23 protein-coding genes and 1 pseudogene are annotated in these 22,175 nt (G+C 72.6%); 7 read left to right on the top strand and 17 right to left on the bottom strand.

Translation table 11 applies throughout. The annotated features are described in order from the left end of the window. Positions 1–41 precede the first annotated feature (41 nt). Positions 42–791 (top strand): NUDIX hydrolase, encoded by a 750-nt coding sequence (locus ABTZ54_RS02695; protein ID WP_351656268.1) that lies wholly within the window; start codon positions 42–44, stop codon positions 789–791. Positions 792–961: 170 nt separating this feature from the next. On the opposite strand, the gene ABTZ54_RS02690 is transcribed toward ABTZ54_RS02695, so the two are convergent. Both ABTZ54_RS02690 and ABTZ54_RS02685 read right to left on the bottom strand, forming a co-directional pair. Beyond that, positions 962–1,474: a hypothetical protein gene (locus ABTZ54_RS02690; protein ID WP_351656266.1), complete on the bottom strand. Its 513-nt coding sequence runs from the start codon at positions 1,472–1,474 to the stop codon at positions 962–964. A gap of 139 nt (positions 1,475–1,613) precedes the next feature. Then, positions 1,614–2,246 carry a TetR/AcrR family transcriptional regulator gene (locus ABTZ54_RS02685; RefSeq protein ID WP_351656263.1) on the bottom strand — a complete coding sequence of 211 codons (633 nt, stop codon included), beginning with the start codon at positions 2,244–2,246 and terminating at the stop codon, positions 1,614–1,616. 141 nt (positions 2,247–2,387) lie between these two features. Between ABTZ54_RS02685 and ABTZ54_RS02680 the strand changes: the two genes are divergently transcribed. After that, a complete protein-coding gene (locus tag ABTZ54_RS02680; RefSeq protein ID WP_351656260.1) occupies positions 2,388–3,476 on the top strand; it encodes a Gfo/Idh/MocA family protein in 1,089 nt (362 codons plus the stop codon). Between the two features lie 35 nt (positions 3,477–3,511). Here ABTZ54_RS02680 and ABTZ54_RS02675 read toward each other — a convergent pair whose 3' ends face one another. The 4 genes from ABTZ54_RS02675 to ABTZ54_RS02660 all read right to left on the bottom strand — a co-directional run bounded on the left by ABTZ54_RS02675 (position 3,512) and on the right by ABTZ54_RS02660 (position 8,168). Next, on the bottom strand, positions 3,512–4,372 hold the full coding sequence (locus ABTZ54_RS02675; protein ID WP_351656257.1) for an amidohydrolase family protein: 861 nt from the start codon (positions 4,370–4,372) through the stop codon (positions 3,512–3,514). A 90-nt stretch (positions 4,373–4,462) separates the two neighbouring features. Further along, on the bottom strand, positions 4,463–5,347 hold the full coding sequence (locus ABTZ54_RS02670; RefSeq protein WP_351656254.1) for a 3-hydroxyacyl-CoA dehydrogenase NAD-binding domain-containing protein: 885 nt from the start codon (positions 5,345–5,347) through the stop codon (positions 4,463–4,465). Next, entirely contained in the window at positions 5,344–7,353 is a 2,010-nt protein-coding gene (locus ABTZ54_RS02665) for an acetoacetate--CoA ligase (RefSeq protein ID WP_351656252.1), read from the bottom strand. The genes ABTZ54_RS02670 and ABTZ54_RS02665 overlap by 4 nt, the downstream gene beginning before the upstream one ends. Next, positions 7,350–8,168, bottom strand: a complete 819-nt coding sequence (locus tag ABTZ54_RS02660; RefSeq protein WP_351656249.1) for a crotonase/enoyl-CoA hydratase family protein — start codon at positions 8,166–8,168, stop codon at positions 7,350–7,352. The genes ABTZ54_RS02665 and ABTZ54_RS02660 overlap by 4 nt, the downstream gene beginning before the upstream one ends. A 109-nt stretch (positions 8,169–8,277) precedes the next feature. On the opposite strand from ABTZ54_RS02660, the gene ABTZ54_RS02655 reads away from it, so the two are divergent. Then, positions 8,278–8,703: a MarR family winged helix-turn-helix transcriptional regulator gene (locus ABTZ54_RS02655; protein ID WP_351656246.1), complete on the top strand. Its 426-nt coding sequence runs from the start codon at positions 8,278–8,280 to the stop codon at positions 8,701–8,703. 26 nt (positions 8,704–8,729) lie between these two features. On the opposite strand, the gene ABTZ54_RS02650 is transcribed toward ABTZ54_RS02655, so the two are convergent. The 8 genes from ABTZ54_RS02650 to ABTZ54_RS02615 form a co-directional block, all read right to left on the bottom strand. Next, a complete protein-coding gene (locus ABTZ54_RS02650) occupies positions 8,730–9,758 on the bottom strand; it encodes a LacI family DNA-binding transcriptional regulator (protein ID WP_351656242.1) in 1,029 nt (342 codons plus the stop codon). A gap of 71 nt (positions 9,759–9,829) precedes the next feature. Then, entirely contained in the window at positions 9,830–11,773 is a 1,944-nt protein-coding gene (locus ABTZ54_RS02645) for a glycoside hydrolase family 36 protein (protein ID WP_351656239.1), read from the bottom strand. Positions 11,774–11,778: 5 nt separating this feature from the next. Continuing rightward, the gene (locus tag ABTZ54_RS02640; RefSeq protein WP_351656236.1) at positions 11,779–12,594 is read right to left on the bottom strand and encodes a carbohydrate ABC transporter permease; all 816 of its coding nucleotides are present in this window, start codon (positions 12,592–12,594) and stop codon (positions 11,779–11,781) included. Continuing rightward, positions 12,591–13,586, bottom strand: coding sequence for a carbohydrate ABC transporter permease (locus ABTZ54_RS02635; RefSeq protein WP_351656232.1), 996 nt, complete (start codon positions 13,584–13,586; stop codon positions 12,591–12,593). The genes ABTZ54_RS02640 and ABTZ54_RS02635 overlap by 4 nt, the downstream gene beginning before the upstream one ends. Before the next feature lie 2 nt (positions 13,587–13,588). Further along, positions 13,589–14,932, bottom strand: a complete 1,344-nt coding sequence (locus ABTZ54_RS02630; protein ID WP_351656229.1) for an ABC transporter substrate-binding protein — start codon at positions 14,930–14,932, stop codon at positions 13,589–13,591. Further along, complete coding sequence (locus tag ABTZ54_RS02625; RefSeq protein ID WP_351656225.1) at positions 14,908–16,191, bottom strand: aminotransferase class V-fold PLP-dependent enzyme; 1,284 nt, start codon at positions 16,189–16,191, stop codon at positions 14,908–14,910. Before ABTZ54_RS02625 ends, ABTZ54_RS02630 begins: the two co-directional genes overlap by 25 nt. A gap of 228 nt (positions 16,192–16,419) precedes the next feature. Next, positions 16,420–17,058 carry a hypothetical protein gene (locus tag ABTZ54_RS02620; protein WP_351656222.1) on the bottom strand — a complete coding sequence of 213 codons (639 nt, stop codon included), beginning with the start codon at positions 17,056–17,058 and terminating at the stop codon, positions 16,420–16,422. Positions 17,059–17,075: 17 nt separating this feature from the next. Further along, positions 17,076–17,426, bottom strand: a complete 351-nt coding sequence (locus tag ABTZ54_RS02615; protein ID WP_351656219.1) for a hypothetical protein — start codon at positions 17,424–17,426, stop codon at positions 17,076–17,078. 87 nt (positions 17,427–17,513) lie between these two features. On the opposite strand from ABTZ54_RS02615, the gene ABTZ54_RS02610 reads away from it, so the two are divergent. From ABTZ54_RS02610 to ABTZ54_RS02600, 3 genes are all read left to right on the top strand, one after another. Next, positions 17,514–18,107 (top strand): TetR/AcrR family transcriptional regulator, encoded by a 594-nt coding sequence (locus ABTZ54_RS02610; RefSeq protein WP_351656216.1) that lies wholly within the window; start codon positions 17,514–17,516, stop codon positions 18,105–18,107. Between the two features lie 70 nt (positions 18,108–18,177). Continuing rightward, positions 18,178–18,594: a hypothetical protein gene (locus ABTZ54_RS02605; RefSeq protein ID WP_351656213.1), complete on the top strand. Its 417-nt coding sequence runs from the start codon at positions 18,178–18,180 to the stop codon at positions 18,592–18,594. Positions 18,595–18,630: 36 nt separating this feature from the next. Then, positions 18,631–19,248 carry a hypothetical protein gene (locus ABTZ54_RS02600; protein WP_351656210.1) on the top strand — a complete coding sequence of 206 codons (618 nt, stop codon included), beginning with the start codon at positions 18,631–18,633 and terminating at the stop codon, positions 19,246–19,248. Positions 19,249–19,338: 90 nt separating this feature from the next. On the opposite strand, the gene ABTZ54_RS02595 is transcribed toward ABTZ54_RS02600, so the two are convergent. Beyond that, a complete protein-coding gene (locus ABTZ54_RS02595; protein WP_351656451.1) occupies positions 19,339–20,325 on the bottom strand; it encodes an SH2 domain-containing protein in 987 nt (328 codons plus the stop codon). A 97-nt stretch (positions 20,326–20,422) separates the two neighbouring features. Then, positions 20,423–21,007 (bottom strand): GNAT family N-acetyltransferase, encoded by a 585-nt coding sequence (locus ABTZ54_RS02590; protein ID WP_351656206.1) that lies wholly within the window; start codon positions 21,005–21,007, stop codon positions 20,423–20,425. 66 nt (positions 21,008–21,073) lie between these two features. Between ABTZ54_RS02590 and ABTZ54_RS02585 the strand changes: the two genes are divergently transcribed. Then, complete coding sequence (locus ABTZ54_RS02585; protein ID WP_351656201.1) at positions 21,074–21,697, top strand: hypothetical protein; 624 nt, start codon at positions 21,074–21,076, stop codon at positions 21,695–21,697. 53 nt (positions 21,698–21,750) lie between these two features. Here the strand turns inward: ABTZ54_RS02585 and ABTZ54_RS02580 are convergent. Then, a pseudogene (locus ABTZ54_RS02580) lies at positions 21,751–22,161 on the bottom strand (GNAT family N-acetyltransferase); the annotation flags it as partial. Positions 22,162–22,175: the final 14 nt, after the last annotated feature.

The following is a 22,175-nucleotide window of genomic DNA, read 5'->3' as shown; positions in this document are numbered from 1 at the left end:
TCTCCTGGAGGCGAGTACCGGCCGGGCGTCCGGACGGCGGCTTGTCCCGGTCGATCACCTGGGACGAGGGCCGGATCGCGGGGATCCGGCTCCCCGGGCAGGAGATCACGTCGATCGAGTTCGTCGAACCTGCCCGGCTGCCTAGCCTTCTCGCGCCGCGCGACGCCCGTCGCGCGCTTTCCGCGCTGCGGGCGCGGGTGGACGGCGGTGGCGTGGTCCTGTTGGAGGACGGGCTGCCGATCGCCCCGGGTGTCCTGGACCGGGCCGGGATCCTGCGTACCGCCCGAGCCGAACACCGTTTCCCGTTCCACGCCGGCCCCGCCCCGGCCCACCTCACGGTCCGGCAGTCTTGGGGGTGGCTGTTCGACGCCGTCGGTCGCGTGCTGGTGCTCCTGGACCCCGGCACCGGTGCCGCTTGTCTCCCCGGGGGGACTCCCGAGCCCCACGACGGCGGTGACTGGGTGGCCACCCTGCGCCGGGAGGCGGACGAGGAGGCCGCGGCCCGGTTCGGCGAGCCGGTCTTCCTGGGGCACCTCACCGATCCGGACCGGCCGATCGCCCGCGTCCGTTACGCCGCCGCCCTGACCCACATCGGCCCGTCGCGGCCGGACCCGGTCACGGGGCACCCGTACATCCGTGTGCTGGCCTCCCCGGAACAGGCACTGGAGCTGTTCGACTGGGGCCTGCCGGCCGCCCACCAGCTGGCGGCCGTGCACCGGGCCCGGGAACGGCTCGGTATCCCCCGGGCCCCTCGACAGCCCGTCAGCGTGCTGGTCCCGGACTTCGCGTAGGGCCTGCGGCGAGAGTCGTGGCGGCTAGGCGCTCCCTCCTATCCCCGCTGAGGTCGCATCAGGTGCAGGTCCTCGCCCCATGCGTCCAGCACCGAGTCGTGTCCGGCCAGATGCGGTGCGCGGCGTCGAGCAGCAGGAACCTGATGCTGTCGGCGGTCCCGCCGGCTTGATCAGGTCAGCGGGAACAGCGACTCAGGGGTTACGGCGGGGGCGCGGGGTACGAGGAGGGCTACGTGGCCGGGCTCCCATCGGGTCCGGGACCGGTCGACGCGCCAGCCCAGTGGCTCCGCCAGGGCCTCCAGGCCGCCCAGGCCGATGCCCCGGTAGATCTCGGCGCCCAGGGTGACGGGGCCCTGGGGCTGCCGGGTGATCGCCCGGCGCAGCCCGATGTCGGCGCGGCCTGTCCACTCCTCCGTGCTCCCCCGGAGCTCCAGGAGGTACTGGCGCCTGTTCAGAAACAGGCTGTCGCCGCCGTACGGATCCTTCGGCAGTCCTTTCGCTCCCGCGCCCTGCGGGGCCGAGCCGCCGAAACCGCCGCTCAGGCTGAAGACACTGCCGACGAACGCGACGGCCAGCCCCAGCGGGATGTAGAGCCACTGGAGGTAGTACTGGCAAGACAGCGTCCAGCGCGAGCGCTTCGGCAGCGGCCCGGTCCCGAGTTCCCATGGGCGCGGATCCGTCAACGTACCTCTCCCCCTCCTCCACTTACATGACCATGCCAGGGGGTGCGGCGAACACCGCCACCGCGAGCCCCTCTCCGAGGACGACGCCGCCCAACCGTCCCACGGTTCCCTGGCGCCGACCGGGTGGGGTGCGGCGCGGCTACGGAGACGCGGGAGTCGGGGCGAAGATCCGGAGCACGTGGTCGATGTGTGTGCGCACGCGGGCGTGGGAGTACGGGGCCAGGTGTAGAAGGAGCCGGTAGTACAGGGGGCCGTACAGGAGGTCCACGAGCATCGTGAGGTCCGTGCCCGGGGCGAGGTGGCCGTGTTCGCGGGCCTGGAGCAGGCGGGCGCGGGCGGCGGCGATGCGTGGGTCGAGCAGTTGGGTGCGGAGGGCGTCGGCGAGGGTCGCGTCGTGCTGGGTCTCGGCGATGATGCCGGCGTAGACGGTGGCATGCGGGCCCGTCATGACGTTGTCGAGGACGGCCGTCATCTGGGTGTGGAGGTCCTCCGCGATGTCGCCTGTGTCGGGGAACCCGGTGGTCGTACCGGCCAGTTCGATGACGGCTTCTAGGAGGACGGCGCCCTTGGTCGGCCACCACCGGTAGATCGTCTTCTTGCTCACGCCCGCCCGGGAGGCGATGGCCTCGACGGTGACCTTGCCGTAGCCGTGCTCGACGCACAGCTCCATGGCCGCGTCCAGGATCGCCCGGTGGCTCTTCTCGCTGCGGCGCTGCGGGGTGGGTTGGCCGGGTTGGCTGAGCTCGCTGGGTTCGCTGGGGGACGGGAGCATGGTGGCAGCTTAACAGGAAACGATACGTGTCGTATTGACAGGAGGGGTGAGGGGGGATCAGAGTCTGAGGGAGGGAAACGGTACGTGTCGTTTCTTCTGTTCTTCGGTTCGGCTTCAGCACTCTCCTAGGGAAGTAGCAACGTGGCAGACACCATCAAGGTCGGCATCGTCGGCGCGCACGCCTCGCGTGGCTGGGGACGGGCGGTGCACCTGCCCGCCCTGTCCGCGCTGCCCGACTACACCGTCACCGCCGTCGCCGGGACCAGTCGGGAGTCGGCCCGGGACGCGGCGGACATCTGGGGCGCGGAGCACGCCTTCGACGACCCGTACGCACTGATGGCCCACCCCGACGTCGACCTCGTCGTCATCGCCGTACAGCTTCCGCGCCGGGACGGGCTCGTGGACGCGGCGATAGCGGCGGGCAAGCACGTCTACTGCGAGTGGCCGCTCGCCCTGACGGCCGGCTCCGCGGACGGGTTCCGGGCGCGGGCCGAAGCGGCCGGGGTGCGGCACGCGGTCGGGCTGCAGAGCCGTCATCACCCCGCTGTCCTGCTCATGCGCTCGGTGATCGCGGAGGGGCGGATCGGCGAGGTGCTGTCCGCCTCGCTCACCTACTCCCTCAACTCCCCCGAGGTCTGGTCGCAGCGTTACGCGGCGCTGTTCGACGCGACCAAGGGCGTCAACCACCTGGCCGTCGTCGCCGGCCACTCCCTCGACATGTTCCGCTCGGTCGTCGGGGACTTCAGCGACGTGTCGGCGACCCTGGCGACCCGCATCACCAGCGTCACCGTCCAGGAGACCGGGGAGCCGCTCGCCGTGACCTCGCCCGATCAGATCGTGGTCGGCGGGCTCCTGGAATCCGGCGCCGCGGCCTCGGCGCACTTCATGACCGGCGGCCCGGCGGGCGCCGGATTCCGCGTCGAGGTGCACGGTCGCGCCGGGCGGCTCGTACTGAGCGCCTCCGACGACTCCCTGGTGGGACCCGAGTTCACCCTGTACGCGTCCGAGGGCACCGGCGCGCCCGTGCGGCTGCCGGTGCCCGACCGCCGCCTCCTCCCGGACGCGCCGGTCCCCGTCGCGAACGTCGCCGAGGTGTACGCGGAGCTCGCGCACGCCATCCGCACGGGAGGCCCGGTCACGACCGACTTCGGCGCCGCCGCCGGCACCCACCGGCTCCTCGACGCCATTCGTACCGCCGCCGACACCGGCGTACGCCAGCGGCTGGGCTGAGCGGCGGCGGCCGGCGCGCTCCGCGGGTGAGGGACTCAGAGGCCGAGGACCCGGCGGGCGTTCTCCTTCAGGATGAGCGGGCGCACCTCCTCCTTGAGGGCGAGCGTCTCGAAGTCGGACAGCCAGCGGTCGGGGGTGACGACCGGGAAGTCCGAGCCGAAGAGGACCTTGTGCCGGAGAAAGGAGCCCGCCGCCTTGACCAGCTGCGGCGGGAAGTACTTCGGGGACCAGCCGGACAGGTCGATGTACACGTTGGCCTTGTGGGTGGCGATGGAGATCGCCTCGTCCTGCCAGGGCACCGACGGGTGGGCCAGGACGATCGTCAGGCCGGGGAAGTCGGCGGCGACGTCGTCCAGGAGCATCGGGTCCGAGTAGCGCAGCTTGATGCCCCGGCCGCCGGGCAGGCCCGCGCCGATGCCGGTCTGGCCGGTGTGGAAGAGGGCGGGGACGTCCAGTTCCTGGAGCGCCTCGTAGAGGGGGTAGTGCTCGGGGGCGTTCGGGGCGAACGCCTGGAGGCTCGGGTGGAACTTGAAGCCGCGGACGCCGTGGTCGAGGACGAGCGAGCGGGCCCGGGCGACGGCGTCCGGGCGGTGCGGGTCGACCGAGCCGAACGGGATGAGGACGTCCGGGTGGGCGGCCGCCGCCCGGGCGATCTCCTCGCTGGACAGGGCCGGGTGGCCCAGGCCCGTGGTCGCGTCCACCGTGAAGATCACGGCGGCCATCCGGCGCTCGCGATAGTGGGCGGCGATGGCCTCGACGGTCGGGGTGCGGTCCTGGCCGGCCTTGAAGTACGCCGCCGAGGCGTCCATCAGCTCGGCGTCGAGGGCGAGGTGGCCGTGGGCGTCCTGCTCGACGTGGACGTGGAAGTCGATCGCGGTCAGGTCGGCGGGATTCATGGGGGTGCTCACAGGTGCTCGGTCCGGTTGGCGGGAATCATGAGGGCGCTCACAGGTGATCGATCCGGTCGGCGGGAATCATGGGGACGCTCACAGGTGCTCGGTCCGGTTCTTGGCGTCGAGGAGGAGGCGGAGGAGGGTGTCGCGTTCGGCGACTAGGGCTTCCTCCGGGGTTCCGGTCAGTTCGTCGGCCACGCCCTGGGTGATCGCGTGGGTCAGTTCGGGCGTCAGGCGCGGTGCGCCCAGGTCGGCCCACCACTCCTCCATGGGCGGGCCCAGGTGCTCCAGGACGTGGGCGATCCCGCCGGGGCCGCCGGAGAGGTGCTGGTTGAGGAAGGGGCCGAGCAGCGCCCAGCGCAGTCCGGGGCCGTGGGCGATGGCCGCGTCGATGTCCGCGACGCTCGCCGCGCCGCGCTCGACCAGGGAGTACGCCTCCCGCCACAGCGCCGCCTGGAGCCGGTTCGCGACATGGCCGGGGAGCTCCTGGCGCAGTCGGATCGGGTGGCGTCCGAGGGTGCGGTAGAAGGCCATGGCCGTGTCGACGGCCGCCTCGGCCGTGCGCTCCCCCGGCACCACCTCGACCAGCGGGATGAGGTGGGGCGGGTTGAACGGGTGCCCCACGAGGACCCGTTCGGGGTGGGCCGCGCAGGCCTGCTGGATGCGTGACGGCAACAGCCCCGAGGAGCTGCTCGCCAGGACGGTGCCGGGCGGGGCGGCGGCGTCGAGTACGGCGAAGACCTCGTCCTTCAGCTCGGGGCGCTCGGGGCCGTTCTCCTGGACGAAGCCGGCGTCCGCGACAGCCTCGGCGAGGTCGGGGGTGAAGGACAGGCGGTCCTGGTCGGCCGTGACCGCCGCGCGGAGGCGTGCCTCCGCGCCGGGTGCGGGGTCGGTCGCGACGACCTCGTGACCGTACGAGAGGAAGAGCCTGGTCCAGGAGGCGCCGATGACGCCAGTGCCGACTACGGCGACCTTCATGCGGGGCTCCCCTGGGCGGTGCCGGCCGATCGTCCTGCGGCGAACGTGACGAAGGGGGCCAGGGAGTTCGGGTCGGCCAGGACGTCGGTGCTGGCCACGGAATCCGGGTGTGCGCCGAGGAGGATGCGTTTGACCGGGACCTCCAGCTTCTTGCCGGTGCGGTTGCGTGGGACGGCGGGCACCCGCTCGACGAGGTCCGGGACGTGCCGTGGCGACAGCGCCGTGCGCAGGGCGCGGGCGATGCGGGCGCGCAGGGTGTCGTCCAGCTCCTCCGGTCCCGCGATGAAGAGCAGGAGTTCCCCGTTGCCGCCCTCGGGGTCCTCGATGTGGACGACGAGGCTGTCGTCGACCTCGGGCAGGTCCTCGACGACCGCGTAGAACTCGGCCGTGCCGAGCCGGACCCCGCCGCGGTTGAGGGTGGCGTCGGAGCGGCCCGCGACGACGCAGTGGCCCTCGGGCGAGAAGCGCACCCAGTCGCCGTGCCGCCACACGCCCGGGTACTCCTCGAAGTACGCGGCCCGGTAGCGGGAGCCGTCCGTGTCGCCCCAGAAGCCGACGGGCATCGACGGCATCGGCTCGGTGATCACCAGCTCGCCCAGTTCACCGACGACCCGCTCGCCCTCGCTGTCGTACGCGTAGGCGGCGACGCCCAGGCAGGGGCCGGAGATCTCGCCTGCGCGCACGGACTGAAGGGGGCTGCCCTGGAGGATGCCGGTGCACACGTCGGTGCCTCCGCAGCCGACGTTGAGGAGCACCCGGTCCCCGAACTGCTCGGCCACCCAGCGGAAACCCTCCGTGGCGAGCGGGCTGCCCGCCGCGCCGAGCTGTCGCAGGCGCGAGAGGTCGAACTCCTCGGCCGGCTCGATCCCGGCCTTGCGGCAGGCCATCAGATAGCCGGGGCTCACGCCCATCAGCGTCGCCCCGGTGTCGGCCGCGATCCGCCACTGCTCCCGCAGGTCGGGGTGGACCGGGTTGCCGTCGATCATGACGATGGACGCGCGGACGAGCAGGGCGGACACCAGGGTGTTCCACAGCATCCAGGCGGTCGTGCTGAACCAGAGCATCCGGTCGCCCGGCTTGAGATCCCAGCTGAGCGCGTTGTTCTTCAGGTGCTCCAGGAGGATGCCGCCGTGGCGGTGGACGATCGCCTTGGGGATGCCGGTGGTGCCGGAGGAGAAGAGGACGAAGAGGGGGTGGTCGAAGGGGACGGGTTCGAAGGCGAGTTCCGGCTGCTCCGCCTGTCCCGTGGCCTCGGTGGCGAGCAGTTCCGTCCAGCGCAGGGCCTCGGGGAGGGTGTTGCTCCCGTACGGGACGTGGACGATCCGTTCGACGGTCGGGAGCCGGGCGGCGATCTCCGCCACCTCGGTACGGCGGTCGATGTCCCGCTCCCCGTAGCGGTAGCCGGCGACGGTCAGCAGCACCTTCGGTTCGAGCTGGGCGAAGCGGTCGACCACGCTGCGGGAGCCGAACTCCGGTGCGCAGGAGGCCCAGACGGCGCCGATGCTCGCGGTGGCGAGGAAGGCCACCAGCGTCTCGGGGATGTTCGGCAGGTACGCGACGACCCGGTCGCCCTTGCGGACGCCGAGGCGGAGGAGGCCCGCGCGGGCCCGCGCGACCTGGTCGCGGAGCTCGCCGAAGGTCAGCTCGATCGGGGCCCGGGTCTGGGAGTGGGCGACGACCGCGACGGCGTCCGAGTCGTCGGCGGCGGTGGAGCCGGACCGCCCGAGCGCGTGCTCGGCGTAGTTGAGGGTCGCTCCCGGGAACCACTCGGTGTCCGGCATGGACCTGCGGCCCAGGGTCGCCGTGGGCGGGGTGTGCGCGCGGACGCCGAAGAACTCCCAGACCGACGACCAGAAGCCGTCCAGGTCCGTGACGGACCACTGCCAGAGGCTGTCGTAGTCGGGGAAGCTCAGCTGTCGCTCCGACTCCAGCCAGCCGAGGTAGCGGCCGATCTCCGAGTCCTCCCGGACCGTGGGGGCGGGGGTGCTGAGGATCTCGCTGCTCATCGGGCGGCCTTTCCGGGGGTGACCTGGGCGGCGGGGGCGGGGTCCGCCTTCGCCGCGGCGACCTTCGGCGCGCGGCCCTCCAGGAACGCCCGCATCCGGGCCTGGGCGTCGCCGCTGCCGGCCGCTACGGCCGACATGAGGGATTCGAGCAGGAGCCCGCCGGCGGGTGAGGCCTCGGTGATCCTGGGGAGCGCCTGGAGGACGGCGAAGTTGGTCAGCGGTGCGTTGGACGCGATCCGGGCGGCGAGTTCCAGGGCCTTGGCGCGGGCCCCGCCCTCGTCGGTCAGGTAGTGCGAGAGGCCCACGGCCTGGCCCTCGGCGGCGTCGAGGACGCGGCCGGTGAGCATCATGTCCGCCATCCGGTGCCCGCCGATCAGGCGCGGGACGCGGACCGAGCCGCCCCCGCCGACGAAGAGGCCGCGCCGGCCTTCCGGCAGGGCGTAGAACGTGGACGGATCGGCCACGCGGATGTGCGCGGCGGCCGCCAGCTCCAGGCCGCCGCCGATGACCGCGCCCTTCAGCGCGGCCACCACGGGGACCCGCCCGCCCTCGATCGTGTCGAAGACGCGGTGCCACATGAGCGAGTGCTCCAGGGCCTCCTCGGTGGACCGCTCGGTCAGTTCGCCGAGGTCGAGCCCGGCCGAGAAGTGCTCGCCCTCGGCGTCCAGGACGACGGCCCGCACCTCGGGGCCCGGCGTGCGGAAGAACTCCTCGATGCGGAGCACCGTGGCGTCGTCGAGGGCGTTGCGCTTGGCCGGACGGCAGAGCGTCAGGACGGCCACTCCGTCGTGCCGGTCAATGGAAAGCGTGCTCAAGGAAGGCTCCTCAATCATCAGGAATCCTGAGTATCGGAGGGCAAGCCGCCGTCGAGCAAGGGGGGTGGGCTAGAATTTTCGACAGGATTCCTGATGAAGGGGAGGTCATGTGAAGGACGTCGCTCCGCCGTCGTTCCTGTACTCGGTGAAGCAGGTCGAACTGGTCACCCGCGCCCGGCTCGACGAACTGCTCAAGCCCTCGGGCGTCACCGCCCTGCAGTACACGGCCCTGACCGTGCTCGAACGCCGGGACGGCATGTCCGCGGCCGAGCTCGCCCGCAACTCCTTCGTCACGCCCCAGTCGATGTCCGACCTGGTCGGCGCGCTGGAGCGGCGCGGCCTCATCGACCGGACTCCCGATCCGACGAGCAGGCGCCGCCACCTCATCTATCTCACCGAGGAGGGGCGCGCCCTGCTGGCCCTCCACGCCCTGGCCGTACAGGAGTTGGAGGACGCGATGCTGAAGGGCTTCACCGCCCGCGAGCGCGCCGCCTTCCGGGACTACCTCAACCGCGCCCGCGCGGCGCTCGGGTAGCGCTCCCGATCCTTCGCGTACGTGGCCTACCGGCCCGGCGTGCTGCCGCGCACCACCCGTTCCGCCGGGAGCAGCAGCCCCTCCCCGGGGGCGGCTTCGCGGTTCTCGACGGTGCTGATCAGGCGGTCGAGGAGGGCCTGCGCGATGGCCGGCAGGGGCAGCCGGACGCTGGTGAGGGTGGGCTGGAGCAGGGTGCAGAGCGGCATGTCGTTGAAGCCCGTGACGGCGACGTCGGTGCCGACGGTGAGGCCGGCCGCGCGGACCGCCTGGTACGCGGTCAGGGCCAGCCAGTCGCTCGCGCAGACCAGGGCCGTGGGACGGTCGGGGCCGACCAGGAGGCGCTGGAGCGCGTGGGAGAGGGCGGCCGGGTCGTCGTCGGGGACGCCCACCTCGAAGGCTCCGTCGGGGGCGGCGGACGCGGCCTGGAGCAGGCCGGCCCTGCGGTCGGCCAGCCAGGGCAGGGACGCCGCGGAGTTGACGTAACAGATCCTGCGGTGGCCCTGTCCGAGCAGGAGGCCCACGAGGTCCGCCATGGCCGCGGCGGAGTCGATGTCCACCCAGTTCTGGGGGCGGCCCGGGGCCGTACGGCCGAAGGCGACGAACGGGAATCCGGCCTCGGTCAGCACGTCGACCCGGGGGTCGTCGTGGACGACGTCGGAGAGGACGAAGCCGTCGACCTGGCGGGCGGCGATCAGTCCGTTGAAGGACTTGGCGACGGCGCCGGCGCCCTGCTGGGGGTCGCAGCGGAAGAGGAGGACGCGGTGGCCGACGGCGTCGGCGGCGCTGACGAGGGCCTGGAGGAAGCCGCCCATGAGGGGGTTGGGGTCGGCCGGGTTGTCGGCGGGTGCCGGGTAGCCGATGACCTTGCGGGTGCCGGTGCGCAGGCTGCGGGCGGACTGGTCGGGCTGGTAGCCGAGCTCCTCGATGGCGGCGGTGACCCGGGCGAGTGTGGTCGCGCGCAGCCGGTGGGGGGCGTTGAGGGCGTTCGAGACGGTCTGGCGGGAGACTCCCGCCGTGCGTGCGACGTCCTCGATGGTCACCTGTTGAGCGGTCATCGTTCCTCTGTGGGGGCAGGGTGGCCGGTGGCCCGGTGGGCGGCGCGCGGCCGCCCCCGGGCCACCGTCGTTCAGGCCTCGCGGGTCAGGGTGAGCAGTCCGCCGGTCGGCACGGTCACCGGGTTCACCCCGACGACGAGGTCGAGCGTGGTCTCGGACAGGATCTCACCACGGCAGTCCTGGACGAGGGCGAGGGCCCGTTCCGGCCTCGTGGCCGTGAGGAGCACCACGGGGTCGCTGTCCGCGTTGGCGACCAGGAGGGTACGCGGGCCGTCCGCCCCGCCCCCGTCCGGGAGCCCGGCCGGGAGCTCGATGGGCAGCGGCCCGTAGCGTGCGACCACGGTCGTGTGATGGTCGCCGGCGCGGACCAGGGGGTAGCCGAGGTCGGGGCGCGCGGGTTCCAGGGTGCCGCGTTGCAGGACGTCGGCGTAGCGGCGGAAGACGCCGAGCCAGAAGCGCAGGGTGGCGAGCTGGTCCGGGGTCTGGGCGGCGAGGTCGACGGAGATCTGCGGGACCGAGAACAACGCGTTGACGAGATGGACGGCCACCGACTCCGGGGTCTCGGCGGAGTGCCACATGATCATGTCCGCGTGGACGGCGAGCGGACCCGCGACGAGCCGGCAGTCGACGGTGCGCTGGCGGTTCTCGGCGGGACTCAGCGGGCAGTCGGTGGCGCGGACCATGGTGGCGTACGGCCAGAGGCCGGGGCTGACGTACGGCTGGCGGTGCTCGACGATCACGTCGGGTCGGGTGCGGCGCAGCCGGGCGTCGAGGTCGGCGAGGAGCGCGCGTACCCCCTCGTGGACGGTGGCGTGGTCGGCGCCGGCGGGTGCGGGCGGGGGTTCGGGGACGGCGAAGCGGTCGATGAAGTCCAGCTTCACGCCGTCCATGCCCCACTCCTCGACGGCGCGGGCGACCTTGTCGATCAGGTAGGCGCGGACCTCCGGGTGGCGGGGGTCGGGCACGGCCGCGTCGAGACGGGGTTCGTCGCGGAGGATCAGGTCCTTGAAGCGGTCCCAGGCCTCGTTGTGGCGGCCGATGAACGGCAGCGCGTACCAGAGGAGGTAGGCAAGACCGAGGCGGTGCACCTCGGCGACGTGGGCGGCGGGTTCGGGGAAGGCCTTCGGGTTGATGTCCCAGTCGCCGCAGTGTCCGTAGCCGCGGTTACGGTCGGAGGTCTGCCAGCCGTCGTCGACGATGATGCTCTCGCAGCCGACCGCCGCCGCCAGGGCCGCCTGGCGTTCGACGGTGGCGGCGTCGACGTTCTGGTGGAGGCTGTACCAGGTCGAGTACGCGGGCATCCGCGCGGCGGGGGCGACGCCGGGGTGGTCGGTGCCCTCGGCCCACCAGTCGGTGACGGCGCGGAGGGTGGCGGCGAAGTGGCGGCCGCTGAGGTCGATCCGTACGCGCAGCGGGGGGCCGTCCGGGGTGAGGTCCTGCTCGACGGTGAAGGCGAACTCGCCGCTCTCCTCCACCACTCCGGCTCCGACCCGTACGGGCGCGGCCGTCTCGCCCGCCGCCGTGGTGCACAGGGCCCTGTCGTCGGCGCCGATCAGGCTGGCGACGGGGGCGCCCAGGGCGAGCGAGACGGTGCGGGGGGCGCTCCAGGAGGGCGGGAGCCAGCGGTCGGCCTTGCTGTCGGGGGTCCAGTACGCCGTGGCCCCGACGCACGGGACCCGCCATTCGGCACGGACGGTGACCGCTTCCGCCGCCGTGACCTCGACGAGCGCGACGCCGTCGGCGACCCGGGTGGCGGACGCCTGCCAGCGGTCGCTGCCGAGGCCGGTGAGGTGGATGAGGAGCGGGGTGCCGGTGCCGGTGGGGTGGAGGAGGTCGGTGGGGAGTGTGCGGTGGGTGGGGGTGGCGGTGGTGGGGTGGCCGGGGGTGCCGGACGGGCTCCCGGTGGGGGCGTTGGGGCGCCAGGCCGGGGTGGGGACGTCGTGTGCGGGCGTAGCCGATGCGGCGGTATCCGCCGTGGGAACGTCGTGGGCGGGCGTGGCCGGTGTGGGTGTCACGGTGGTCACTCCTTGGTCGCCCCGGCCAGTAGGCCGGAGATGAACTGGCGCTGCAGGACGAGGAAGAGGGCCATCACGGGGATGGCGGCGATGGCGCCGGCGAGCAGGACCTGCGCGTAGTTGGTGGTCGAGAGGCCCTGGAGGGTGGCGGTGGCCACCGGCAGCGTGTGCATCTCCGGGCTGCGCAGGGCGATCAGCGGCCAGACGAACTGGTTCCAGCCGCCGAGGAAGACGAACAGCGCGAGCGCCGCGATGACCGGCCGGTTGACCGGGATGACGATCCGCCACAGCACCCGCAGCTCGCCGGCGCCGTCGACCCTGGCCGCGTCGAGGAGTTCGTCGGGCATGGAGCGCAGCGCCTGCCGCATCAGGAAGATGCCGAAGGGGGTGACCAGGCCGGGCAGGATGACGGACTGGTACGAGTCGATCAGGCCCAGGTCCATCATCATCTGGAAGATCGGGATCAGCATCACCGTGTCGGGGATGACCAGCGTGCTGAGCAGCAGGACGAAGAACAGGTTCCGGCCCCGGAAGTCGAACTTCGCGAACGCGTAGCCGGCGAGGACCGAGACGGCGACCGCGCCGACGGTCTGGAGGCCCGCGACGATGACGCTGTTGAGCAGGACGCGGGTGAGGCCGATGGAGTCCTGGAGGCCCTGGAGGTTGTCCAGGAGGTGGCCGCCGGGCAGCAGCTTGGGCGGCCAGGAGAACACGTCGTTGTCGTTCTGCGTGGCGGCCATGGCGAGCCAGTAGAACGGGCCGACGCACAGCCCGAACGCACCCGCGAGCAGGACGGTGAGCAGGGGGGCGCGGGACTTCATCGGCGTTCTCCCATCAGGCGGACCTGGAGGACGCCGAGCACGGACACGATCAGCGCGAGGGCGTAGGCGAGGGCTGAGGCGTAGCCGAAGTCGAAGTACTTGAAGCCGTTGTCGTAGAGGTACATGGTGACCGTCAGGGTGGCGTTGTCGGGGCCGCCGCCGGTGAGGACGTACGGCTCGTCGAAGAGCTGAAGGGTGCCGATGGTCGAGAGCACGACCGTGAGCAGGAGGATCGGCCGCAGCTGGGGAAGGGTGATGGAGAGGAAGCGGCGGACGGGGCCCGCGCCGTCGACCATGGCCGCCTCGTACAGCTCCTTGGGGACGCCCTGGAGGCCGGCGAGGTACATGACGGCGTTGTAGCCGGTGTAGTGCCAGGTGAGGACGAGGACGACGCCGATGCGGGCCCAGAAGGAGCTGCCGAGCCAGTTGACGGGGTCGATGCCGAACAGGGAGAGGACCCAGTTCAGGAGACCCGCGTCGCGGTTGAGGATCACGGAGAACATCACGCCGGTGGCGACCAGGCCCGTCAGGGACGGGATGAAGACGCCGAGTCGCCACAGCGGGCGCAGCCACACCTTGGAGTGGTTGAGGCCGAGCGCGACGAGCAGGGCGAGGCCGAGCATCAGCGGGACCTGGACGACCAGGATCAGCGCGGTGTTCTTGAGCGCGGTCCAGAAGAGCGGATCCGACAGGAGGCGCCGGTAGTTGGCGAGCCCGGCGAAGCGCGCGGAGTCGCCGTTGCCGGTGGTGAGGCTGATCCAGAACGAGGCGGCGATGGGGTACGCCTTGAAGACGGCGAAGCCCAGGACGGCGGGCATGATCAGGACGTACGGGATGGAGCCGCGGGTCAGCAGTCGGCGTCGGCCGGTGGGGCGGGCGGGGCCGGTGCGCGGCCGTCGGCGTGGGGAGCCGGGTTCCGCGTGCCGTCGGCCGGCGGGGCCTTCGGCGGCGGCGTTCCCGGCCGGGAGGCGTTCGGAAGGAGCGAGGGACATGGTCAGGCCGCCTGCTGCCGGCCGGTCTGCTGGGCGAGCTGCTCGGCCGCGGCCTTCAGCACGGTGGCCGGGTCGGCGCCCTTGAGCAGGACCTGGGTCTGCGCGTCGGCGGCGAACTTCAGGGCGCGGCTGTAGTCGCCGGTGAAGTTGGTCGGTGCCGTCTTCGAGCCGAGGGACGAGACGAAGGACCGCAGCACCTGCTGGCCACCGTAGAAGGGGTGCGGTGCGCTGAACTTCGGGTCGTCGTACGCCGCCTTGAGGGCCGGGAAGACGCCACCCGAGGCGAACATCCTGTTGATCTCGGCCGGCTTGGTGAGCGCGTACTCGATGAACCGCCAGGCGGCCTTGCGCCGCTTACTGGTGGCGGAGACGGACAGGTAGGTGGAGTTGACGAGGGCGCTGCGCCCTCCCCCGGGGACGGCGGCGGGCGGCTGCATGACCCGCCACTTGCCGTTCTGTGCCGGGAACTTGGAGGCCAGGTACTCGACGGCCCAGGCGGGGTCGGGGGCGGTGGCCAGCTTCCCCTGGCCGACCAGTCGCTTCCAGGTGCCCTCGCCCGCGATGTCGCTGACGAGGTCGGCGTCGTTGAGGCGCTTGATGACCGTGAGGGCTTCGACCGCGGGCTTGGCGGCGAGCGTGATCCTGCCGTCGGCGTCGAAGTAGAAGGCGCCCTGGAGTTGCATGAGGTTCTGGAAGAAGTCCACGTCCTGGTTGGCGCCGGGCTTGTCGAGTCCGAGCAGGCGGGCGCCGGTGACGGCGCGGATCTTCGGCCCGGCGGCGATCAGGTCGTCCCAGCTGGTGATCGACGCGGGGTCGACGCCGGCCTTCTCGAAGTAGTCGTGGCGGTAGAAGAGGCCGAGGGGATTGACCTCCCAGGGGAGGGCGTGGACGGCCTTGTCCTTGCCCACGACGGTCGGCCACAGGCCCTCGACGAAGGCGTCCTTGTGCCGGTCGGCGCCCAGCTTGGACAGGTCGGCGAGGCCCTGGGGGAACTTCTCCATGTACCCGGGCAGGTAGTCGACCCCGATGTGGAGGACGTCGGCGAGGCCCTTGCCGCCCGAGGCGAGGCCGACGGTGATCTTGTCCCAGATGGCGGGGTTGCCGAGGTCCTGCACGTCGACCTTGATGCCGGGGTTGTCCCGCTCGAAGGAGGGGACGACCCCGCGCAGGGCCTCGGCCGCGGTGGTCCAGCTCCAGACCGTGATCGGACCACTGTCGCCGTCGGCCCCGCCCGCACCGCCGCCGGAACCGCCGCTGCCGCACGCGGTCAGGCCGAGTCCGGCGGCGGAGGCGGTGGCGAGCTGGAGTATCCGGCGGCGGCTCAGGGGGTGGGAGTGGTGGGACATGTCGGCTCCTGGCTATGGGGGTGGGTGGGGTTGCTGGGGGTGGTGCCTGTGCCTGTGCATATGCGTGTGCGTGGGGTGGTGCTGGGACTGGTGCTGGCGGGGCCGGTGGGGCTCGTGGGAGCGCGGCTCGTGCGCCGGGTGAGCGTGTCGAGCGCGTCGCCGAAGAGGTCCGCCGCGGCGGACGTCGTGGAGGTGTGGGGCGAGAGCCGGATCCACTCCCCCCGGCGTGTGGTGATGACCCCGGCCGTTTCGAGGGCGTGATGGACGCCGGCGGGGTCGTGACCGGGCAGGCGGAAGGTGCCGATGCCGGCCCGTTCCCGCTCCCCCACGCCGTCCAGCAGGACGTCGGCGCCCGCCCGCCGTGCCCGGTCGAGGAGTTCGGCGAGGGTGGCCCGGATACGGGTCCCCACGGCGGCCGGACCGCCCCGGGCCAGCACGCTGTCGATGGCCGCTCCGATGGCGGCGGCCGCCGGGAAGTCCGGGTTGGTGGCGAGGTGTGCGGCGGCGCCGGGTAGCGGTGGTGCCGGATGTCGTGCCGCGAAGGGCTCCGTGACGCCGGCCCAGCCGCCGAGCCCGGGGGTCAGCCGATCGGCGCACCGGTCACGTATCAGCAGCAGCGCGGCTCCCCACCCGGCCCGCAGCCATTTCTGGCCGCCGCTGACGAGGATGTCGGCGGCGTGGGCGTCGAGGGGGACGGCGCCGAGTCCCTGGATGGCGTCGACGATCAGCAGCCGGTCCGGCCCGAGGACCTCCTTGAGGGCGGCGAGCGGCGCCAGGTGTCCGGTGAGCGAGTCGACGGCGCTGACGGCGAGCGCGGTGACGTCGGGGGTGAGGTGTCGGCGCAGGAGGTCGGCCGAGACGCGCCGTCGCGGGTCCGGGTCGAAGAAGCGCACGTCGGGGCCGCCTCGGCCGGCGAAGCGGAGCCAGGGGTAGACGTTGGCGGGGAACTCGTCCCGGGGCACCAGCACGGTGCCGGGCCCGCGCAGGGCGGCGGCGGCGGTGAACAGGCCGTTGCTGGTGGAGGGGGCGAGGGCGATCTCGTGGGGCCGGGCGTCGAGGAGCCGGGCCGCCGAGGCCCGGGCGGCGTCGCTGAGCGCGAAGAGCCGGTCGAGGTCGGCGGGCCCGCACCGGCCCGCGAGGGCGACTGCGTCGGCGAGCGCGGTGGCGGCCTCGGGGGTGAGGGGGCCGACCCGGGCGAAGTCGAGGTAGCCCGGGGTCGGGCCGCCGACGGGGGCCCGATGATCAATTTGATCGTTCAAAATATGTCCCTCGCGAAGCCAGGGGTATGGCTTCCCTGGAATTTGAAGGTTCACATTAGAGAGCCCCGGGGCCCTCGACAAGAGGTCGGGCGAAGGATGTACGGGACGACGGATGTACGGATGTACGGACGTTTCGATACGGGCAGGAGCCCGGGCCGCCCCGGGAACGCGGCCGGGACCGCGCACGCCAGGGCGACCCGGCGCGCGCGGTCCCTGGTGCGGCGCGTCCTAGTTCAGCGCGCTCTCGATCCGGGCGGCGAGTGCGAGGACCGCCTCCGCGGCGAGGGTCCAGCCGCCGGCGGTCGGCCGGTGCAGCGTGCGGGCGAGCAGCAGCCCGCCGTCCGGTCGGGGCTCGACGGTCAGGAGCCGGTCCACCTTCCAGCGGTGGGTGGAGTCGGGGCCCGCGACCGTGGCGGACACGTGGTCGGCCAGGGCGAGGAGTTCGGGGTCGAGGTTGAGCCGTCGCGCCGCGTCGGGGTCGCCCTCGAAGGCGGACGGGCGCCCGCGCCGGGGTTCGCCGAGGGCGGCGGGGCCGGGCACCGGGACGGCGAGCGGCACGGCGTACTGGAGCAGCCCCAGGCCGAAGCTGCGGCGGATCGCGCGGCCGGTCAGCACGGAGGCGCGCAGCTCGAACGGCCTGGGCGCGGGGGCGTCGACGTACACGAAGCAGTGGGTCGGGGCCGGCATCCCGCTGAGCCGCTCGCGGGGCGGCAGGAGGCTTCCGGCCGGGACGCCCTCGCTGTCGCCGGCGAGGACGTGGACGGGCGGCGGGCCGGGGAGGCGGAGTTCGGCGGCGAGGGCGCGGGCGATGTCGGCGGACACGGCGGCGGGGTCGCGGCTGCGGCTGGTCCAGTGGGCGATGGCCACGGGGAGTCCCCGCGCGCTCAGGCCGACCCGGCGCGGCTGCGCAGTTCCTCCAGGCGGCGCAGGGCGGACTGCCGTTCGGCCTGGAAGCGGCCCACGCGGGCCTGGGTGAGGGCGGTCCAGTGCTCGACGGCCGCCCGGGCGTGGTCGAGGGCCTCGGTCACGCGGCCCTGGGTGGCCAGTTCGTCCCGGTGGCGGTCGGCGTCCTCGGCGTGGCGCAGCAGTGTCTGGGTGGGGTCCTCGGTGGAGGTCTGGGCGGCCTCGGCGCGGGCGACCTGCCTGCGGCGGCGGGCGACGCTGGCGTAGCCGACGAGGGCGACCAGGGCGCCCGTGATGGCGGCGGAGACGAGCTTCATCATCACATCATTCATGGCCGCAGTATGTACCCACGAGCGATGCCCCTAGAACTAGTTTCTAGAAAAATATTCCACATCTTCACCTCTGCCTATACTCCCTGCATGGCAAAGCAATCCCGTGGCGAGGCCACCGTCGAACGCCTCCTGACCGCGGCGCTCGATGTGTTCGCCACGTCCGGGCAGGCCGGGTTCACCGTCAACGCGGTGACGCGGGCGAGCGGGGTGAGCCTCGGCAGTCTGTACCACCACTTCGGCAGCTTCGACGGCTTGGCGGCGGCCCTGTACGGCCACTGCCTCCAGCAGACGTACGGGGCGGCGCTCACCGCCGTCGACCGCTCCCGGACCGCGCGCACCGGCATCCGGGCCTTCGTGACGACGTATCTGCGCTTCATCCAGGAGAACCCGGCGGTCGCCCGCTACCTGCACGGCTCGGCGTACTCCAGCTACCTGGCCGTCGACGCCGACCGGGCGCGCGGCGTCGAGCCGGACCACTTCCCCCGGCTCGCCGACCACCTGAGGCGCTGGGTCGACTCGGGCGAGATCGCCCCGCTCCCCGACCCCCTCCTGGAGGTCCTGATCGTCGGCCCGGTGGCGGTGGCCGCCCACCGCTGGCTGGCCACCCCGGAGGAACTCGACCCCGACCGGGCCGCGCGCGTCCTGTCGGACCGCATCTGGGCGTCGGTGCGGGCGGAGTAGGGCGGCGTGCTGCCGAAGCCGGGACAGCAGGACGGGACGTGTCAGACCGCGAGAAGGAGACTTCGTACGGATGCTCAGAAAGCTCTTCGAGACGCTCAGGAACACCCACGACGCGCCCGGCGACGAGACGTTCACGACGACCGGACCGTGTGAATTCGACTCCGCGCGGGACGCGGACTCCGTCGAGGCGGCGTACACGATCAGCACCGCGAGCGGGAACGACTGGCCCGTGCTGCCCGGGATCGACTACGCGACGCTCCTCCAGCCTCGCTCACTGGCCTGCGAGTCGGCCGAGGAAGAGGGCGATCACTCCTTCCGTACGGGGACAGCCCTGGTCTCCGTCTCCTGGGAGCTCGCCGGTACGTGGGCCGTATCCGTCGAGGGCGCGGCTTCGCCCGAAGCCGCCGACCTGATCGTCGAGGAGATGGCACGGCAGCTCGGCGAGGCGACCGGCGAGACGGCGCTCCCTCACAGGGTCGCCGGCTAGTTCCGTACGTCGCGGGTGGCCGGGTCGGGTGGCGTTGTGTTCCGCCTGGACGAACTGCCCCCGGAGCGGGGCTGCGATGATGCCCCGGTGGACCACTTCTCGTACTTCCCCGTCGGCCCTGGTCATGACCGGCAGCTTCCCTCGGCACCCAGGCGAGCCGAGCCCGGCGAGTGGCCGAAGCTGGAGGCCGCGCTCGCTGTGATCAACCGCGATCTGGCGGCGACCCTGCCGGGACAGGGCCCGCTGGTACTGATGGTCGTCCCGTCTGAGCAGTCTTCGCCCCGGAGCGGGATCGGCAGCGATCAGGTCTACGTGGCGATGCCGGACGGCCTTTGGCACGGCAACCCGGTCAATGAGTGCGACCTGGAGGAGGGCGACCCGCCGGAGCCGGACGATCCGGCGGCGGCCCTGACCGCCGTCGCGGATGGGGCGCAGGAGACCATCATGGAGCTGCTCTGGCAGGTCTGGCCGATCTGCGAGGAGCACGAATCCGGAGTGCATCTCCGTCGCGCGGGGACCGCCGACGACGGGTATCAGGGCGAAACGGACGCGGTCGGCCCACCGGTGTGGTGGTGTCGGGGCGGCGCCGGCCGGGACGGCGACTGCCACGATGTCGCCCTGGTGGGTGAGCTGGCCGCCACCCTGCCGGGATAGCAGTGGCGCGGGGAGCGCGTTGCCGCCGACTCGATCGCCCGCGTCGGACCGGACATGTTCGGAGCTTGGTTCGGGCCGGTCCGGCGCTCGTCACCATCGTCGGTCGTAGAGCGCCCGCAGCCACGGTTCCTTGGCGGCGGGTGTGCGGGCGAGTGTGCTCCAGAATGCCTTTCTGGACGGCTCGAACATGAACTGCGGGTGGAGTGGCAGCGGGTCGTCCCGTTCCACGCCCGCCGGTAGCCCGCCCACCGCCGGCAGTCGGGTGCGGTGGGGCGGGAAGGCGAGCTCGGCCCAGAGCGCGGCGTCCATGGGGACCAGCACCGCGCCGGTGCGCGGCTGCCACGGCTCGCCGGTCTGCGGATGGACCGGCACCAGCAGCAGGTCGGCGGCCGGCTCGCCGAAGCCCGGTCCCGCGAGGTCCAGTCGTCTCGCACCGCCCCCGGCGGGGAAGATCGCGCCGAGTGCCCGGCCCAGGAGCTCGGCGACCGGTCCTGGCGCCGCCTCGACCGGCTGTCCGGCGGCGGCTGCCACCGCCTGGGCGAGCGCCACGCCCGCCGGGATGTCCCGGTACTCGCTCAGCCGGTGCCACAACGCGTCGGTGGCCAGCAGCTCCGCCCAGTCCGCCACCGGCCGTTCCGGCGGTCCGGGCAACCGCACGACCGCCCGCGGGTCGAGCCGGACGACCTGCCAGCAGCCGCAGTCGTCCATCCTCGTACCGACCGGAAGGTCGCAGCCCAGGCAGGCGAGGTTCGGCCCGTCGCTCCCGTCGATGCCCATGCAGTAGCCGCCGGCCCGCTCCAGGATCAGCCTCGTGCCGCGTACGTCGCCCGGCGCGAGGAGGACCGTGTCCGAAGGTCCGTCGGACAGCGTGCCGAACGGCGCGAACCACTCCTCCGCCTCGTCCTCCACGACCGCGCGCCACGGCGGCCCGAAAGGCTCGGGGTCGACGGCGTAGGAACCGGCCTCCAGCAGGAGCGGGTGCAGCCGCTCCCAGTGGGTGTCGGCCAGGTGGATCGGCAGCGCCACCTCCGACACCGGCGCCGTCAGGACCGTACCGCAGCCCGCGCACTCGAACACCGCCAAGCCGTTCCCTCCCCTCCCCATCGATCCTGTATCTCATCAAGTGGGCGGAGCTCGGAGCAAAGGGGTTTCGGGGCGGGGGCGGCCACTCGCGTCAGGCGATGTGTCGTGTGTGCAGGTGGCCGTCGAGTGGGTAGGCGGGCGGGGTTGCCGGCAGGAGGTGGTCGAAGGTGTAGCCGGTCTTCTCGGCCACGCGGCACGATGCCTGGTTGTCGACCTGGTGGAGGAGTTCGAGGCGGGTCAGTCCTTCGGCCTCGAAGGTGTGGAAGGCCCAGGCGGTGAGTGCCTCCAGGGCGCGGGGCGCCACGCCGCGCCCGCGGGCGTGCGCCGCCGTCCAGTAGCCCACTTCGGCCGTGTGACCGGCGGCTGCCGCTCGCTTGAGCACCACGTTGCCCGCCAGCCGTCCGTGGTCCGGATCGGCCGGCGTCGTTTCGAGGACCGCGAGGCTGTAGCGGGTGCCCGCGGCCCATCCGTCTTCCTGGGTCCGGACCCATCGCTTCGCGTCGGCCTCGTTCCGCACGCCGGAGGTTGTCCACTTCCGTAGTACGGGGTCCTCGAACGCCTCTACCAGTGCGGCCGCGTCGTCCATCGACCAAGGGCGGAGAAGGAGGGAGGGGGTGGGCGTAGAGGCCCCTACGCGGAGGTGGGTGGTGGCGGTGGTGGCGGTCGTGTCGTTCATCGGCCGATCCTATGGGGGCGTCGGTCGCGAGTGATCGGCCCCGGGGCATCCGACTACAGTTTCGGTGTGGACAGTTGCACGTGCGTACAGAAGGCGCCCGACTGGCGTGTGCTCATCGTCGGGGGTGCTTCCGGGATGGGGAAGACCGAGGTCAGTCGTCGGCTCGCGCGGCTGTACGGCGTTCCCGTCGTGGAGATCGACGATGTCGTGGAGGCGCTGCTGGCCGTGACCCGGCCTGAGCATCTTCCCGCTGTGCACTACTGGCGCACCCACCCGGAAGCCGCCCGCAGGGAGCCGGAGTTCGTGGTCGAGCGGCAGATCGAGATCGCGCGCGCACTCGTTCCGGCGGTCGAGGCGGTCGTGGCCAACCATGTGGACACGGACACTCCGGTGATCGTCGAAGGCGACTACCTGCTCCCCGGGCTCGCGGCGGCGCGCGGGCCGGTGCGGGGTGTCGTCGTCCACGAGGACAGCGAAGCGCGGGTGGTCGCCAACTACCTCGCCCGCGAGCCCGAGGAGGGACCGCAGCACCATCGGGCCCGGGTCAGCGTCCTGTACGGACGGTGGCTGGCGGAGCAGGCCCGGGAGGCGGGGGTGCCGGTGGTCGCCCCGCGTCCGTGGCACGACCTCTCCCAGCGTGTCGACGAGTTGACCGGTGCCGGTGATCCGCGACTTGACCGGTGCCGGTGATCCGCTTCCCTCGTGCTGAGCGCCTCGCCAGGGCGGCTACGCGCTCCGGCGGGTCAGGTGTCCCAGGCGCGCGGGCGGTTCAGCTCCTCCCATTCGGGGCGGAGCAGTGAGAACACGGCGAGGTCGTGGCGGCGGCCGCGGTGGAGGCAGGCCGCGCGACTGATCCCTTCCTGGGTGAAGCCGGACTTGGCGAGGACGGCGAGCGCGGGGGCGTTGTCGGTGTGGGTGTCCGCCGTGAGCCGGTACATCGGGAGCTCGCCGAAGGCCAGGTCCACCATGGCGTCGAGGGCGGCGGTGCCATGGCCGCACCCACGGTGCCGAGCGTCGAGCATCAGCTCGATCTGAGCTGTGCCGCTGGCAAGGTTCTGGTCGCTCAGCGCGATGTGGCCGGCCGGGGTGCCGTCGGGGAGGAGGACGAGGAAGTCGTCGCGGTCGTCGTCCTCGATGTCGCGCTTTTTTGTTGGTGCCCTCGGGCCCG

It is taken from the genome of Streptomyces sp. NPDC094032, from assembly GCF_040303965.1.
Taxonomy (GTDB): domain Bacteria; phylum Actinomycetota; class Actinomycetes; order Streptomycetales; family Streptomycetaceae; genus Streptomyces.
Note: the sequence above shows the minus strand (reverse complement) of the source record. Positions and strands in the feature narration are given on the sequence as shown.